The sequence below is a fragment of the Xanthobacter flavus genome, from assembly GCF_017875275.1.
Lineage (GTDB): Bacteria > Pseudomonadota > Alphaproteobacteria > Rhizobiales > Xanthobacteraceae > Xanthobacter > Xanthobacter flavus_A.
This window is the reverse complement of the sequence record NZ_JAGGML010000001.1, coordinates 4,073,088-4,088,117: the sequence shown is the minus strand read 5'-3', so window position 1 is coordinate 4,088,117 and position 15,030 is coordinate 4,073,088. Positions and strand designations below refer to the sequence as shown.

13 protein-coding genes are annotated in these 15,030 nt (G+C 69.4%); 6 read left to right on the top strand and 7 right to left on the bottom strand.

Going from position 1 to position 15,030, the window contains the following annotated elements; genetic code table 11:
- Nucleotide 1 precedes the first annotated feature (1 nt).
- The 5 genes from J2126_RS19355 to mdoH all read left to right on the top strand — a co-directional run bounded on the left by J2126_RS19355 (nucleotide 2) and on the right by mdoH (nucleotide 7,292).
- Nucleotides 2-1,231 (top strand): MFS transporter, encoded by a 1,230-nt coding sequence (locus J2126_RS19355; RefSeq protein WP_348634345.1) that lies wholly within the window; start codon nucleotides 2-4, stop codon nucleotides 1,229-1,231.
- Nucleotides 1,232-1,251: 20 nt separating this feature from the next.
- Complete coding sequence (locus J2126_RS19350; protein ID WP_209488486.1) at nucleotides 1,252-2,073, top strand: enoyl-CoA hydratase/isomerase family protein; 822 nt, start codon at nucleotides 1,252-1,254, stop codon at nucleotides 2,071-2,073.
- A 9-nt stretch (nucleotides 2,074-2,082) separates the two neighbouring features.
- Nucleotides 2,083-3,513: a class I adenylate-forming enzyme family protein gene (locus J2126_RS19345; RefSeq protein WP_209488485.1), complete on the top strand. Its 1,431-nt coding sequence runs from the start codon at nucleotides 2,083-2,085 to the stop codon at nucleotides 3,511-3,513.
- A gap of 177 nt (nucleotides 3,514-3,690) precedes the next feature.
- Complete coding sequence (locus tag J2126_RS19340; RefSeq protein ID WP_209490360.1) at nucleotides 3,691-5,181, top strand: glucan biosynthesis protein; 1,491 nt, start codon at nucleotides 3,691-3,693, stop codon at nucleotides 5,179-5,181.
- Nucleotides 5,169-7,292 (top strand): glucans biosynthesis glucosyltransferase MdoH, encoded by a 2,124-nt coding sequence (gene mdoH, locus J2126_RS19335; protein WP_209488484.1) that lies wholly within the window; start codon nucleotides 5,169-5,171, stop codon nucleotides 7,290-7,292. Before J2126_RS19340 ends, mdoH begins: the two co-directional genes overlap by 13 nt.
- A 33-nt stretch (nucleotides 7,293-7,325) precedes the next feature.
- Here mdoH and J2126_RS19330 read toward each other — a convergent pair whose 3' ends face one another.
- The 6 genes from J2126_RS19330 to J2126_RS19305 all read right to left on the bottom strand — a co-directional run bounded on the left by J2126_RS19330 (nucleotide 7,326) and on the right by J2126_RS19305 (nucleotide 12,833).
- Nucleotides 7,326-8,360 carry an acyl-CoA dehydrogenase family protein gene (locus tag J2126_RS19330; RefSeq protein WP_209488483.1) on the bottom strand — a complete coding sequence of 345 codons (1,035 nt, stop codon included), beginning with the start codon at nucleotides 8,358-8,360 and terminating at the stop codon, nucleotides 7,326-7,328.
- A complete protein-coding gene (locus tag J2126_RS19325) occupies nucleotides 8,357-9,511 on the bottom strand; it encodes an acyl-CoA dehydrogenase family protein (RefSeq protein WP_209488482.1) in 1,155 nt (384 codons plus the stop codon). The genes J2126_RS19330 and J2126_RS19325 overlap by 4 nt, the downstream gene beginning before the upstream one ends.
- Complete coding sequence (locus J2126_RS19320) at nucleotides 9,498-9,938, bottom strand: Zn-ribbon domain-containing OB-fold protein (RefSeq protein WP_209488481.1); 441 nt, start codon at nucleotides 9,936-9,938, stop codon at nucleotides 9,498-9,500. Before J2126_RS19320 ends, J2126_RS19325 begins: the two co-directional genes overlap by 14 nt.
- 1 nt (nucleotide 9,939) lies before the next feature.
- Entirely contained in the window at nucleotides 9,940-11,106 is a 1,167-nt protein-coding gene (locus J2126_RS19315) for a thiolase family protein (protein ID WP_209488480.1), read from the bottom strand.
- 105 nt (nucleotides 11,107-11,211) lie between these two features.
- Nucleotides 11,212-12,006 (bottom strand): ABC transporter ATP-binding protein, encoded by a 795-nt coding sequence (locus J2126_RS19310; protein WP_209488479.1) that lies wholly within the window; start codon nucleotides 12,004-12,006, stop codon nucleotides 11,212-11,214.
- Nucleotides 12,006-12,833, bottom strand: coding sequence for an ABC transporter permease (locus J2126_RS19305; protein ID WP_245327486.1), 828 nt, complete (start codon nucleotides 12,831-12,833; stop codon nucleotides 12,006-12,008). The genes J2126_RS19310 and J2126_RS19305 overlap by 1 nt, the downstream gene beginning before the upstream one ends.
- A 219-nt stretch (nucleotides 12,834-13,052) precedes the next feature.
- Between J2126_RS19305 and J2126_RS19300 the strand changes: the two genes are divergently transcribed.
- The gene (locus J2126_RS19300) at nucleotides 13,053-14,024 is read left to right on the top strand and encodes a LysR family transcriptional regulator (protein WP_209488478.1); all 972 of its coding nucleotides are present in this window, start codon (nucleotides 13,053-13,055) and stop codon (nucleotides 14,022-14,024) included.
- On the opposite strand, the gene J2126_RS19295 is transcribed toward J2126_RS19300, so the two are convergent.
- Complete coding sequence (locus J2126_RS19295) at nucleotides 14,011-15,009, bottom strand: ABC transporter substrate-binding protein (protein ID WP_245327484.1); 999 nt, start codon at nucleotides 15,007-15,009, stop codon at nucleotides 14,011-14,013. The genes J2126_RS19300 and J2126_RS19295 overlap by 14 nt on opposite strands.
- Between the last annotated feature and the right edge of the window lie 21 nt (nucleotides 15,010-15,030).

Here is a 15,030-nt window from a genome sequence, read left to right as displayed (position 1 = left end):
GGTGACGGCGCTGGCGACAGCCGCCCGCACGGACGGCAAGGCCTTCTCCCTCGCGATCCTCGTGGTCGCGGAAGTGGCGGCGATGGCGACCTGGTTCGCCACCACCGCCTCTCTGGGGGCGATCCGGGCGCAGTGGAGCCTGTCGCCCTTTCAGGAGGCCTTGCTGACCAGTTCCGTGCAGGCGGGCTTCGTCGCCGGCACCCTCCTCAGCGCGCTGCTCTCGCTGGCGGACCGCGCCGATCTCCGGACGCTGTTCTCCGTCTCGGCCTTGGTCGCGGCGCTGGCCAACGGCGCCATCCTCCTGTTTGAGCCCACCCATCCGGCGGTGCCGCTGCTGCGGTTTCTCACCGGCATGTGCATGGCGGGGGTCTATCCCGTGGGCATGAAGCTCGCGGCGACCTGGGCGAAGGGCGACCTCGGCCTGCTCATCGGCATGCTGGTGGCGGCATTGACGCTGGGCTCGGCCTCGCCCCACGCCATGGCGGCGATGGGCGGGCTCGACTGGCGGGCGCCGGTGGCGGGCGCGGCGGCGAGCGCGCTCATCGCCGCCATGCTCATCCGCTTCGCCAAGGTCGGCCCCAACCATGCGAAGGCGCCGCCGCTGAAGCTGTCCAACGCCCTCGATGCGTTCCGGCGCCCGGCGCTCAGGCTCGCCAATCTCGGCTATTTCGGCCACATGTGGGAACTCTACGCCATGTGGGCGTGGATCGGCGCCTTCTTCGCCGCGAGCTTCGCCGCGCGCTATGGCGACGCCCCGCCCCTCGATCCTCGCTTCGCCACCTTCTGCGTGGTCGCCATCGGCGCCGTGGGAGCGCTGGGTGGCGGCTTCGCGGCCGACCGGCTGGGGCGCACGTTCGTCACGGCGCTGTCCATGGCGGTGAGCGGCCTTTGCGCGGTCGGCATCGGCTTCCTGTTCGGCGCCTCGATCTGGCTGGTGCTGCCGCTGGCGCTGGTGTGGGGCGTGACGGTGATCTCCGATTCCGCCCAATTCTCCGCCGCGGTGACGGAATTGTCCGACCGCAGCCTCATCGGGACCATGCTGACGGTGCAGACCTGCGTCGGCTTCCTCATCACGCTGGCGAGCATCCACCTCCTGCCCTATGCGGTGGATGCCTTCAGCTGGCGCTACGCCTTCCTCATCCTCGCCATCGGCCCCTTCCTCGGCGTCCTCGCCATGCTCCGCCTGCGCCTGCGGCCCGAAGCGGCGAGCATGGCCGGCGGGCGGCGCTGATCCCTCTCCACGAGGCTTCCATGACCTTCACCAAGATCGCCTACGAAACCCGAGACGGTATCGCCCTTCTCACGCTCAACCGGCCCGAGCGCACGAATGCGCTCGACCAGGAGATGCTCGGCGAGATCAACGCCGCCATGGACCGCGCCGAGGCGGATGCGGACGTGAAGGCGGTGATCGTGCGCGGCGCCGGCAATGCCTTCTCCTCCGGCTTCGACCTGAAGGCGCAGATGGAGGCGCGCCCGGTGGGCGTCGATGCGTGGCGGCCCGTGTTGCGCAAGGATTTCGACACGGTGATGCGCTTATGGCACTGCCCGAAGCCCACCATCGCCATGGTGCGCGGCGCCTGCCTTGCCGGCGCCTGCGAGCTGGCGCTCGCCTGCGACATGACCATCGCCTCGGACGACGCCTTCTTCGGCGAGCCGGAGCTGAAGTTCGGCGCCGGCATCGTGGTGATGCTGCTGCCGTGGATCGTCGGCCCGAAGATCGCCAAGGAGATCATCCTGCTCGGCGAGGACCGGGTGAGCGCGCAGCGCGCGGCGGAGATCGGCATGATCAACCGCGTGGTTTCCGCCGACCGGCTGGAGGCGGAGGCGATGCGGGTGGCCCGCCACATCAGCGCCATCGACCCCGGCCTTGTGAAGGAAACCAAGCGCGCGCTCAATCGCGCATTGGAGACGCAGGGCATGTTGCAGGCGCTGGAGAGCGCGCTGGAGATCGACCTTTCCATCGAGGGCGCGGGCTCGGCCGACAAGATCGCCTTCTTCGACGTCGCCCGCCGCGAGGGGCTGCGCGCCGCCATCGCCTGGCGCGATGCGCGCTTTCCCACCCGCGAAGGCTGAGGGGCCGTGATGGCGAAGACGGGCGCGCTCTGCCGCATCCTGGACGAAGCGGCCGGCACCGTCGCCGAGGACGGCGGCGCGATGCACACGGCCGACGCCTTACGGGCGGCCGCCGCTACGCTCGCCGCGCGGCTGCGGGCGGACGGGCTCGAGCCGCACGAGCCGGTGATCGTCGCCGTCGCCAACCGCGCAGCCGATCTTGCCGCCTTCTTCGCGGTCTGGCAGGCGGGTGGCGTCGCGGTGCCGCTCCACGCCGGTGCGGCCGAGACGACACGAGCCGCCATCCTCGAACAGACCGGCGCCCGCTTTCTCGTGTCCGATGCGACGGTGACCCGCATCGCGGAGGCGGCACCGCCCGCCCGTCCCCTGCTCGACGGCGCGGCGCTCATCGTCTTCACCTCCGGCTCCACCGGCAAGCCCAAGGGCGTGGTGCTCGGCCACGACCGGTTCGCCGGAAAGCTCGATGCGCTTCAGGGCCTGCTCGCCCTAACGTCGGGCGACAGGGTGGTGCTGCCACTCCAGCTCATCTTCATCTTCGGCCTGTGGGTGGCCCTGCTCTCGCTGAAGACCGGCGCGCGGCTGGATCTCGTGGGCAAGTTCTCGCCCGCCGGCCTCAAGGCGCGCCTTCCCGAGGCCACGGTCCTCGCGACCGTCCCCTCCATGCTGCGCACCTTGTTCGGCGAAGGCGATGTGCCAGCGCCGCGCCTGCGGGCCATCCTCACCGGCGGCGAAGGGCTGGGGACACACCTGGCCGGGGCCATCGCGGCGCAGCTGCCGGATGCCGGCGTGTTCGACCTTTACGGTCTCACCGAGACCGGCTCCTGCGACTTCTGTCTCAGGCCGGCCGAGGCCGAGAGCGGGCGCGGCTCCATCGGCCGGCCGACGCCCGGTGTCGATTATCTCATCTCGGACGACCCCGCTGCCGGCGCCACTGGGTCGGGGCCGGACGCGCCGGGCGAACTGCTGATCCGCACGCCCTTTGGCATGCTCGGCTATCTCGACAATCCGGACCTCACGCAGGCCGCCTTCCGCGACGGCTATTTCCGCACCGGCGACGTGGCGCGGCGGCGCATGGACGGGTGCGTGGAGATCGTGGGGCGCATCAAGGAAATCGTCTCGCGCGGCGGCAACAAGATCGCGCCGGCCGAGATCGAGACCGTGCTCTGCGCCCATCCCGCCGTCGCCCAGGCCCTCGCGGCCGGCGTGCCCGACCCGCGCCTCGGCGAGGCGCTCCACGCCGCCGTGGTGCTGCGCGCGGGAAGCACGGCCTCTGCCGAGGATCTGCGCGCGTGGTGCGCGGGGCGCATCGAGCGGTTCAAGGTGCCGGACGCCATCCATGTGGTGGCCGCGCTCCCCACCGGACCGACCGGGAAGGCCTACCGGCCGGGCGTGCGGGCGCTGGCCGAGGCGGCCTCGTCGGCCCCGACACAGGCCAGGTAGCCGGTCGAAATCCGCGCTCGGCACGAACCTTGACGCCCCGCCCCCGCCAGCGAGACCCAATGTCGCGCTCCCGCCGGGGAACCCGGACCGTCCTTCGCGGCTTCCTCCCAGCAGGCCGCCGAGGCATGTCCGAACAACCGGGGGCGGAGGGACGCATTGCTCGACCGCAGGACTTTCATGCTGGGCGCGGCCGCGATCTCCGCGCTTCAGGCCGCCGCGGCTCTTCCCGCGCACGCCCAGGAGGGCGAGCGGTTCGACGCCGAAACGGTGCGGAACATGGCGCGCCAGCTTGCCGCCAAGCCCTTCAAACAGGGCAACCAGTCCCTGCCGGCGGAACTCGACAAGCTCAGCTATGACGACTACCGGAACATCCGTTTCAACGCGGACCGCTCCATCTGGCGGGGGCAGCGGCTGCCGTTCGAGATGCAGCTCCTGCACCGGGGCTTCCTGTTCCGCGATCAGGTGGATGTCTTTGTGGTGGCCGAAGGCCGTGCCAGCCGCATCGCCTACGATCCCGGCCTGTTCCGCTTCGAGCACGGCGTAAAGGCGCCGCAGGGTGGCACCGACCTCGGCTTCTCCGGCTTCAGACTGCACGGCCCGCTCAACCGGCCCGATTATCTCGACGAGATCGCCGTCTTCCAGGGCGCGAGCTATTTCCGGGCCGTCGCCAAGGGGCAAGGCTACGGCACTTCCGCGCGCGGCCTTGCGGTGAAGACCGCCGCAGCCTCCGGCGAGGAATTTCCGGTGTTCAAGGCCTTCTATGTGGAGCAGCCGCGCCCGGACGTGCCCTCCATCGTCGTTCACGCCCTGCTGGATAGCCCGAGCGCCACGGCCGCCCATCGCTTCACCATCCGGCCCGGCGACGCCACGGTGATGACGGTGGAGATGGCGCTTTATCCCCGTGCCGATCTCGCCGAGGCGGGCATCGCGCCGCTCACCAGCATGTTCCTGTTCGGCCCGGCCGACCATGCCGGCTTCGACGATTTCCGCCCCGCCGTCCGCGACGCGGAGGGCCTCGCCATCTCCGAGGGAACCGGAGAGCAACTCTGGCGGCCGCTCGCCAACCCGGGACGCCTGCAGATCAGCGTCTTCGCCGGCTCTAACATGCGCGGCTTCGGCCTGATGCAGCGCCAGCGCTCCTTCTTCGATTATCAGGATCTGGAAGCGCGCTACGAGAAGCGCCCGAGCGTGTGGGTGGAGCCCATCGGCGACTGGGGCGAGGGCGCGGTGCATCTGGTGGAAATTCCCACCCCGCAGGAGGTCCACGACAATGTCGTCGCCTTCTGGCGCCCCAGGGACACCCTGCGCAAGGGCAGTGAATACACCTACACCTATCGCCTGCACTGGGTCTGGGACATGCCGACACCGCCCGCCCTCGGCCGCGTCGCCGGAACGCGGGCGGGCGGCACCGACGAGCGTCGGCTCTTCGTCATCGATCTGGTGGACGGGCCCATGGCGGGGCTGACGCCGGACGGCATCCGGCTCGATGTCTCGGCGAGCGCCGGCGAGGTGCGCGATGTGGTGCTCCAGCCCAATCCGGAAATCTCCGGTGCGCGCCTCTCCTTCGCGTTCGAGCCCAAGGGTGCCAACCTCTCGGAACTCAGGGCGCGCCTCTTCAAGGGCGACGTGCCCCTGACCGAAACCTGGCTCTACCGATGGACGCCCTAGCGGACGTGCCTCCGGTCACCCGGCCGGCACCGGAGCCTGCTTTGCCCCCCGAAGCGCCCCTCGCCATGCCGGCGCAGGACTTTTGGCGCAGGCCGGAGCGGGTCGGGGCCGGGACGCGGCTCAGCCCGACGCTGATCGCCCGCCGCGCCTTCGTGTTCGGCGGCGCCATGGCGCTCACGGGCCTCGCGGCCTACGAGATGTACAAGGTGCTGGACGTGGGCGGCCTCACCTACCTCGAATACGCCGTGCTGGTGCTGTTCGTCGTCCTTTTCGCGTGGATCGGCCTTGCCTTCACCAACGCGATCGGCGGCGCCATCAGCCTTCTCTCGGGCCGCAAGGTGCTGGGCATCGATCCGGGCGCCCCCCTGCCCGCCCCCACCATCCGCACCGCCCTCCTGATGCCCTGCTACAACGAGGAGCCGAACCGCGTCTTCGCCGGGCTGGAGGCCACATGGCGCTCGCTGGAGGCAACCGGGCGCGCCGACCTGTTCGATGTGTTCATCCTCAGCGACACAACCGACGCGGACGTGTGGGTGGCAGAGGAAGCCGCCTTTCTCGCCTTGCGCCAGCGGACCGGCGGCCGCTTCTTCTATCGCCGCCGTCCGCAGAACACGGACCGCAAGGCGGGCAATATCGCAGATTGGGTGACGCGGTTCGGGGCGACCTACGAGGCCATGCTCATCCTCGACGCCGACAGCGTGATGACCGGCGATTGCATTGTCCGCCTCGCCGACGCGCTGGAGCGCACGCCAGAGGCGGGGCTGATCCAGACGCTGCCCGTGATCGTCGGCGGGCGCACGCTGTTCGCCCGGCTCCAGCAATTCGCCGGACGCCTCTATGGCCCCCTCATCGCCCAGGGCCTTGCCTGGTGGCATGGGCCCCAGAGCAATTATTGGGGCCACAACGCCATCATCCGCACCCGCGCCTTCGCCGGCGCGGCGGGCCTGCCCCATCTCAAGGGGCGCAAGCCGTTCGGCGGGCATATCCTGAGCCACGATTTCGTCGAGGCGGCGCTGATGGTGCGGGCGGGCTGGGGCGTACACATGGTGGCCGGCCTTCCCGGCAGCTATGAGGAAGGCCCCCCCTCCCTCACCGATCTCGCCGTCCGCGACCGTCGCTGGTGCCAGGGCAATCTCCAGCACGGGGCGGTGCTGCCGGTGCGCGGACTCAGCTTCGCGAGCCGCATTCATCTGCTCACCGGCATCGGCTCTTATGTCTCGGCGCCGCTGTGGCTGATGATGCTGCTCGCGGGCCTTCTGACCTCGCTTCAGGCGCGCTTCGTGCCGCCCGACTATTTTCCCTCCGGCTTCGCCCTTTTCCCCGTCTGGCCGGCGCAGGACCCCGTGCGCGCCGCCTGGGTGTTCGGCGGCACCATGGCGGTGCTGCTGCTGCCGAAATTCATCGCCTACGCGCTGATGCTGGGCGATGGCGCCGCCCGGCGCGGCTTCGGCGGCGCGGGGCGGACCTTTCTCGGCATGATGAGCGAGATCCTCCTGTCGGGTCTCATGGCGCCAGTGACCATGGTGTCCCAGTCCTTCGCGGTGTTCAGCATCCTCATGGGGCGGGACGGCGGCTGGAATCCGCAGCGGCGGGACGATGGCAGCCTCGGCTGGCGGGAGGCCTTTCGCCATTTCCTGCCCCACACCCTCCTCGGCCTCGGCTTCGCGGCGGCGACCGCCGCCATCGCCTGGCCGCTGATGGCGTGGATGTCGCCGGTGATCCTCGGCCTTCTCACAGCGGTGCCGCTGGCGGTGTGGACCAGCCGCCCACGCCCTCCCGGGGGGCTTCTTGAGACGCCGGAGGCGCAGCAGCCGCCTTTGGTGCTGCGTGCGGTAGCGGACCTGCGCGCGAGCCTCGCCGGAACGAGCGGCTCCATGGAGGCCGTCGCGCGCCTTGCCGGCGATGCGGACCTCCTCGATTTCCATCGCGATGCGCTGCCCGCGCAGGGCAAGCGCCTGCCCGGGGACTTCCGCCCTGACCGCCTCGTCGCGCGCGCCAAGGTGGAGGACGCGCCCACGCGGGCCGAGGCGCTCGCGTTGCTCACAGCCAGGGAAAAGGCCGCGGCCCTCGCCGACGATCATGCCCTTGGGCGCCTGCTGTCCCTCCGATAGGCGCGACGTGCGGAGCGCCGGGATCAGGGGCCGTCAGGCGCACCGCGGAAGGCTGCCGATCTCCCCCAGGCAGACCTGAGACGTACCGAAGGCGGAGGCAAGCGTCACGGCGCGGCGGAACAGGGGGGCGAGCGCATATTCGTCCGAAAAACCGATGGCGCCGTGCATCTGCACGCAGTCCTTCAGGACGTCGCGCGCGGTGGACGAGGCCTTCGCCTTGACCATGGCGCAGGCGATCCCCTCTTTTTCGCCACCGACGCTCAGGGCGGCCTCGCACACCAGCGCCCATCCCGCCGTATGGGCAACATGGAGGGACGCCGCCCGGTGCTGGAGCGCCTGGAACGAGCCGATGGGCTGGCCGAACTGGGTTCGGACGCCGAGATAATCGATCGTGAGGGCGAGCGCCCCGCGTACGAGACCCATCAGGCTGGCGGCAGCGCCGAGGCGCAGACGGTTGACGGCGCTATGATAGGCCGCCTCCGCCCGGCATCCTCGCGCCAGTTCGAGCCCGGCGCCCGCGGGGAGGGAAAAGACCCGCTGCCCGCTGCCGTCTATGGTCCGCCGCAACGGCGCGTCCGCAAGGTCCGCGGCCGGCACTGCAACCAGCCGGAAGGCGTCCCCCTCCCCTTCTGCGCAGATGACCTCGTCGGCCCAATGCGCGTCGAACAGCACGAAGCCCGCCTCGTGCGACAGCGGAAAGGCCCCGGATTCGGCCATCAAAACAATCGCCTCCCCACTGACCAATTGCCCCAGCAGAGCGGCGGCGGCCGCGCTTTCGCAGGCGGCAAGGAGCGGAGCGATGGCGAGAACGGCCGGCAGCGGCTCCGGCGCCAGCGTCGCGGCCGCGCCTTCGAGCAGCATCACCATGTCGAGCGCGGTGCCGCCCCATCCGCCGGAGGCCTCGGGCACGAGCAGCCCCGGCCAGCCGGCGCCGGCGATGTCCGCCCACGGGGCCCGGTCGATGCGGGGCCACGCCTCGCCGGCGGAGCGGGTCCGCGCCACCCCGTCGCCGAGAAGCTGGACCAGGCTGTCCCGCATGAGAACCTGCTCGGGCGTGGGCTCGATCATGGCCGCTTTCCCTTTGGAAGTTTCAGCACGCGGTCCGCGATGAGCCCGCGCTGGATCTCGTTGGTGCCGCCATAGATGGACAGGCGGCGGGACTGGAGGAACAGCTCGCTGAAGTCGATCACCGCGCCCGCGACCTGCTCGGGCAGCTTCAGCGATGCGGCGGAGCCGGCCAGCTCCTGGGCGATGTCGAGCACCCGCTGGGTGGTCTCGGTGGAGAGGATCTTGAGGCCAGAGGGATCGCCCGCCTTGCCACTGGCCACGCCCGTCAGGATCTGGAGAAAGGCCGCGGTGAGCGCCGCCACCTCCATCTCTGCCTCCGCCACCATGAGATGCCCGGCTTCCCCCAGCGCCGGCCCCAGCGCCCGCGCCATGCGGCGCACGCGCTCCAGCGCGCGCAGGGCGTGAGAGGGCGCGCCGAGTTGGATGCGTTCCTCGTCGAGAAGGGCGGTCACGATGGACCAGCCGCCGTCGAGCGGACCCACCACGTTCGCGCGGGGCACGCGAACCTCATCAAAGAACACCTCACAGAACTCGTTTTCGTCGGCGAGGGTGCGGATGGGGCGGCGGGTGATGCCGGGCGATGTCAGATCGATGAGGAGAAAGGTGATGCCCTGCCGGCGGGGCAAGGTCTCGTTGGTGCGCACGAGGGCATAGATCCAGTCCGCATGGTGGCCCCATGTGGTCCAGATCTTGTGGCCGGTGACGACGATCTCGTCATCTTCCACGCGCCCACGCGTTCTCAGCGAGGCGAGATCGGAACCCGCGCCGGGCTCGGAATAGCCCTGGCACCAGATGACATCCCCGTTGAGGATCGCCGGCAGGTGCCGCGCCTGCTGCTCGGGCGTACCGAAGCGCTGGAGGATCGGGCCGATCTGGTTGAGCCCCTGGGTCGGCAGCTCCGGCGCGCCGATGCGCGCGGCCTCCTCCATCAGGATCACCTGCTCCACCGGCGAGGCGCCCATGCCGCCGAAAGTCTTCGGCCAGTGGGGCGCGATCCATCCCCGCTGCGACAGGCGGCGATACCAGCCGAGCGCCCGCGCCGGCTCGGGCCGAAAAGTGAGGTCGCGCAATTCTTCGGGAAGCTCGGCCGCGTACCAGTCGCGCACCTCGCGGCGGAACGCCTGCTCCGCCTCGCTCTCAATCCTGAGCATCGGCCGCCCCCTGCGCCAGCGTCCGGAAGGCGGGATAGGGCGTGCCGTCGGCGAGAGGGTCCCACGCCAGCTCCACGGCGGCTCCGATGCCCACGCGCTCGGGCGGACTGTCGATGATGTTGGCGATGAGACGGACGCCCTCGGCCAGTTCCACCGTGGCCACGGTCAGCGGCAGCCGGCCGGCAAGGCCAGGCCCCGGCACGCGCACAACCGTCACGGCGTAGATCGTGCCCAGGCCGCTCACCTGCCGCCACGCGACATTCTGGCTGCCGGTGTAGACGCTGAGCGGATGGGGCGGATGCTGGAAACGGCCCGTATCGAGACACATCTGCAGCATCAGCCGCCCTTCCCGCGCGCCATCCCAGAACGGCTGCGAGGGCACGTAGCGGTTGGCGGCCGGCACGGGCCGTGCTTCGGTTTCGGCCATCTCACACCTCCAGGATCATCGCGGCGCTGCAACCCCAGTTGCGGCCGTAGGGGATGACGCCGATGCCCGTGACCAGCGCGTTGCGCACCCCGGGCACCTGCCGGTCGCCCCCCTCGCCGAAGAGCTGCCGCACCGCCTCGGCAAGGTTCAGCCCTCCGCTGCCGAGCCCCGGTTGGCCGGCCGAGATCTGGCCGCCGCCGGTGTTCAGCGGCAGGGTTCCGCTGAAGGAGAGATCGGTGTCGCGCACGAAGGCCGAGCCCTCGCCCGTGCCGCAGAAGCCGAACGCCTCCAGCTGCATCAGCACGGCGATGGTGAAGTCGTCATAGGGCTGGAACATGCCGATGCCGGCGGGGGTGAGGCCCGCCTTGGCGAACACCTTCGGCGCGATGCGGTAGAAGCCGCTCTCGGTGATATCGGCCAGCGGATCGGCGCCGTTATGGTTGGTGACCTCGGAATAGGCGGTGGGATAAGCGACCTTCTCGATGCCGCGGGTCCGGGCCTCCTCTTCGCTCATCACGAGGAAGGCGTTGGCGCCATCGCAATACATCACGCAGTCGAGCACGCGCAGCGGATCGGCGATCGATCGGGACGCCAGATAATCGTCCATCGTCAGCGGCTTGCGGAATTTGTCGAGGGCGTTGGGATTGCGCAGCGCGTGCTCTCGCTGGGTGATCGCGATCTTGCCCAGCGCGCGGGGATCGAGCCCATACTGATGATCGTAGCGGCTCATCAGCAGCCCGAAGGTGGCCGGTGGCCCCTGCACGCCCTGCGGATCCTGAAACTCCGGGCGGTAGGCGCCGTAGTTCGCCCGGAAGGCGGTGCTCGGCGCATCGGCGGAGAGGACCACCGCGATGCGGCACGCACCCTCGCGGATGGCCCACATGGCCCGCGCGACCCCGCCCGCCGCCGAGCAGCCGCCGATGCCGCCTGCGTTAAGCCATGTGGGGGTCAGCCCGAGCGCATCCGCCATGTAGACGGCGAAGAAGGGATTGGTGCCCTCGCTCAGCGCCAGCGTCACCGAGAGGCCGTCTATCTCGTCCTTCCCGATGCCGCTCTTCTCAAGCAGGTCGCTCAAGGCAAGGCCGGCGAAATCATAGGCGGACCGGCCGCTCTGGTAGACCACCTTGGTCTCGGCATAGCCGGCGATGACCACGTCTGTCCGTGCCATTCTGGCACCTCCGGATGATGAAGCTGGGACGGCCGGCCCAAGGCACGGCTGGCCGGTCACCGGCGACATCAGGCCGCCGGTGCTGGAAGAAGGGTGCGTGGGCGATCAGCCGGCGATGACGGGGGCGGCATCTTCCTCATCGTCCGCCTCGCCCTCGCCGCCCATGGCCTCGGCGATGCGGGCGTGGCAGGCGCGCACGCGGGACGGGTCGGCGCGCAAATCGGGCGTGATCTCTTCCGTCAGCACGATGCGCGCGCCCGGATTGAGCACGATGGCCCGGTCCGCGATCTCGATCGCATCCTCGATGCGGTGGGTCACGAACAGGCAGGTCTTCCCGAACTCCTTGGCGATGCGATGGAAATCGCGCCGCAGCTTGCCCGCCGTCGCATGGTCGAGCTGGCTGAAGGATTCGTCGAGGAACACGATGGCCGGGTCCACCGCCAGCGCGCGGGCCAGCGAGACGCGCTGGCGCATGCCTCCCGACAGTTCGTGGACATACTTGTCCTGCGCGCCCTTGAGATTCACCCGCTCCAGCCAGGCCAGCGCCCGCGTGCGGGCTTCCGCCTTCGGCACACCGAGAATGAGGAGGCCGAGTTCGGCATTCTCCACCGCCGTGCGCCAGGGCAGCAGCCTGTCCGTCTGGAAGGAAACGGCGATGCGCCCCTTCAGCTCGCGGAACTGCGCATAAGGGTCGAAACCGGCGACGCGGATCGTGCCCTGGTCCGGCCCGATGGTGCCCATCACCAGATTGAGCACGGTGCTCTTGCCGGCCCCGGTGCGTCCCAAAAGCGCGACGATCTCGCCGGGCTCCACGCGCAGGCTGAAGTCATCCACCGCGACGAAGCCGCCGAAGCTCTTGTGGATGTTGCGGATCTCGATGACCGGATCGATCGTGCCCATCACCGCACCGCCACTTCCGGCCGCCACTTCAGGAACAGCTTCTCGATGGCCGAGACGCCCCACTGCAAGGCGATGTTGAGGATGACGAGCAGGAAGGTCCAGGCGAACACCTGATCGATGCGGAAGCTCGACTGGGCAAGGCTCATGCGCGAGCCGATGCCGATGGCCGAGGCGACGAGTTCAGCGAACACCGCCATGCGGATGGCATAGCCGACGACCGACTTGGTGGTGATGAAGATGTAGGGGACAATGTGCGGCATGATCATGTAGCGCAGCATCTGCCAGCGGCTCGGGCGGAAGCTCTCCACCATGTCCACCAGATCCTTGGGCAGCGCGCGGATGCCCTCGTAGACGTTCATGGCGTAGAACGGCAGCAGGATCACCGTGAGGATGAAGAAGATCCGCGTCTCGGTGTCCTTGAACCAGAACACCGCGATGAGCATCCAGGACAGCGCCGGAATGCCGGTGTCGATCACGATGATCGCGCGCAGGAAGGGGCGCACCAGCGGGACCATGCCCATAATGGCCCCCACGATCACCCCCGCGACCAGCGAGAAGGCCAGCGCCGCGGCGAGGCGCGCCAGCGTCACCAGCACGTGCATGCGGTCGCCGAAGAGGATGTCGCCCGTGGCGTTCAGCACGCTCATGGGCGAGGGCATGATGTAATCGGGAACGTGGCTGCTGGCGATCTGCATCGCGATGACCATGGCCGCGACCACGACCAGCGTCGCCACCACGTCGCTTTGTCCCGAGCCGCGCCTCGAAGCCTTGCGGGCGGGCGCCGGCCGCAGGGGCGGCCGCCCTGTCGCAACAAGGTTTTCGCTCATGGTGTGCCTTTTCCTCCCGCATTTTCCGCCTTGGATGCGCACGCATCTGCGCGCGCTTGGCGGATGGTGCTATTGCGGCGCGGGAGCCGGAGCCCCGCTGCCGAAGCACTTCGTTGAACAGGACCATAGCACCCCCGCCCACGGCACAAAGCGCGGATTCGCGCAGCGCGTTGTTCCAAAATTGGGACGATGCTAGAAATGTCGAACCGGGAGGAAGAGATGAACTTCGACCTTAACGCGCTGGTGGTGTTCTTCGAGGTGGTCAACCAGGAAAACATTACTCGAGCTGCGCGGTTACTTGGCCAGCCCAAGTCGACGGTCAGCCGGAAAATCAAGCATCTGGAAGATCAGGTCGGCGCGGCGCTGCTCAAGCGCACCAGCCGGCGCATTCTGGTCACCGACGAGGGGCGCCGGCTGCACGATCATTGCTCCCGCATCGCCGCGGAGCTGGAGAGCGCGGGGCTGCAGACCACCCAGCGGCGCACGAGCCTGCGCGGCAAGCTCAGGGTGAGCATGCCCATCGATTTCGGGACTGGCTGGATCAGCAGCGCCATCGCGTCCTTCGCCGAGACATACGCGATGATCGACCTCGACGTGCACGTCAACGGCCGGTGGGTGGATGTGACGGAGGAGACCTACGACATCGCCATCCAGCTCGGCAGCCATGTCAATCCGGGCGTGCCGGCGCGGCGGCTGACGGCGCTCACGCGCGGCATCTATGCCAGCCCGAAGTACCTGGCCCGGCTCGCTTCACCCCCCCGCCGGCTCGCCGACGTGAAGGGCGTGCTCACCGAGCAGCAGGTGGCGGAAGGCATCTGGCGGGAGGAGGCGCGGGGCGAGGCGGACCGGCACGGCACGGTCCGCGTCAACAATATCGGCGTCGCACGCGAGCTGGTGATTGCGGGCCTCGGGGCGGGCGTGCTTCCCAATGTGATGTGCCGTGGCGACGTCGCCAACGGCCGCCTCGTGCGGCTGGACATGCAGGAGGAAATCCCCGCGCTGCAGGCGACGGCGACCTATTTCGCGGGCCGCCACGTGCCGCAGCGCACCCGCGTGTTCCTCGACCACGTGGAGGCATTTCTGGCCGCCGACGGGCCGGCGCGGCTCGACCGGCGTGAGCAGGGCGAGCCCGTGCGCCGCCGCCCGGCGGGCGACGCGCGCAAGGACCCGCCCCGCCTCAGGACGCTATGAAGAAGCCGGGATCGATGGACTGCTTGAGCAGCCCGTTCCGCTTCAGGAACTCGCCGGCCTTCGTCATCTGGGCGCGCTCCTCCGCCGAGGCCATGGAGCCGAAGCGGAAGCTGAGCCGCTTTGAGGTGAGCGCATCGAGCAGCACCGGGGCCGGCGCCCCGGCCGAATCCGCGACGAGGCTCACGGCTTCCTTGGGATCGGCGATGATGCCGTTGATGGCGGCCTCGAACGCCGCGCGGATACGGCGCACCCGCTCCGGATCACGTTCCGCAAGCTCGCGCCGCACCGCGATGCCGAAATAGGGCAGCTCCCCGCCGCCGCTGATGTCGCGATAGGCATTTCCGGCGTTGAAAATCAGCGACAGGTCCTTGCGCCGCGCCATCGCCGAACTGATGTTCGGCTCCCACGAGAGCCCCGCATCCGCCCGGTTGGCGAGAACCATGGTCATGGACGACGCGGGATTGTCCACGCCCTGGATGTTGATGTCGCGCCCCAGTTCCAGGCTGTAGCGCTCCTTGATGAGGCTCGACACCATGCGGAACGTGCCGGTGGACTGCGGCGCCGCCAGCGTCTTGCCCTTCAGGTCCGGGATGCCCTTGATGGAGGGCTCCCCGGTGAGGATGGAGATCATGCTCGCGGTGGTGATGGTGCACAGCATGCGGATCGGCACGCCGGCCTCGAAGCGCTGGGCGAACACATCCCAGCTGCCGATGCAGACATCGTAATTGCCGGCGGCGAAATCGTTGTAATAAGTGGAAACCGTGGCGTATTCGCTGGGTGCGGCAAGGCCGACGCCCGGCGCGTCACCGAGCTTCTTCTGCTGCATGTAGCGGGCGATGAGCACGGTGAAGCCGGGCACCAGATAGGCCCAGCGCACCGCATCGCCCTGCGCCCGGGCGGCCCGCAACGGGAAGCCCGCCATTGCGCCCGCGCCGGCGCCGAGGCCGGCCCGAAGGAGTGTCCGCCGATCGACGAAATGGCCCATGTCGTCCTCCCTGACATTATG

Excerpts from the sequence above, each read along its gene's own strand:
- J2126_RS19345 (WP_209488485.1), top strand. The coding sequence starts at position 2,083 with ATGGCGAAGACGGGCGCGCTCTGCCGCATCCTGGACGAAGCGGCCGGC.
- J2126_RS19310 (WP_209488479.1), bottom strand. The coding sequence starts at position 12,006 with ATGGGCACGATCGATCCGGTCATCGAGATCCGCAACATCCACAAGAGC.
- J2126_RS19305 (WP_245327486.1), bottom strand. The coding sequence starts at position 12,833 with ATGAGCGAAAACCTTGTTGCGACAGGGCGGCCGCCCCTGCGGCCGGCG.
- J2126_RS19325 (WP_209488482.1), bottom strand. The coding sequence starts at position 9,511 with ATGCTCAGGATTGAGAGCGAGGCGGAGCAGGCGTTCCGCCGCGAGGTG.
- J2126_RS19330 (WP_209488483.1), bottom strand. The coding sequence starts at position 8,360 with ATGATCGAGCCCACGCCCGAGCAGGTTCTCATGCGGGACAGCCTGGTC.
- J2126_RS19295 (WP_245327484.1), bottom strand. The coding sequence starts at position 15,009 with ATGGGCCATTTCGTCGATCGGCGGACACTCCTTCGGGCCGGCCTCGGC.
- J2126_RS19300 (WP_209488478.1), top strand. The coding sequence starts at position 13,053 with ATGAACTTCGACCTTAACGCGCTGGTGGTGTTCTTCGAGGTGGTCAAC.
- mdoH (WP_209488484.1), top strand. The coding sequence starts at position 5,169 with ATGGACGCCCTAGCGGACGTGCCTCCGGTCACCCGGCCGGCACCGGAG.
- J2126_RS19340 (WP_209490360.1), top strand. The coding sequence starts at position 3,691 with ATGCTGGGCGCGGCCGCGATCTCCGCGCTTCAGGCCGCCGCGGCTCTT.
- J2126_RS19350 (WP_209488486.1), top strand. The coding sequence starts at position 1,252 with ATGACCTTCACCAAGATCGCCTACGAAACCCGAGACGGTATCGCCCTT.
- J2126_RS19320 (WP_209488481.1), bottom strand. The coding sequence starts at position 9,938 with ATGGCCGAAACCGAAGCACGGCCCGTGCCGGCCGCCAACCGCTACGTG.
- J2126_RS19315 (WP_209488480.1), bottom strand. The coding sequence starts at position 11,106 with ATGGCACGGACAGACGTGGTCATCGCCGGCTATGCCGAGACCAAGGTG.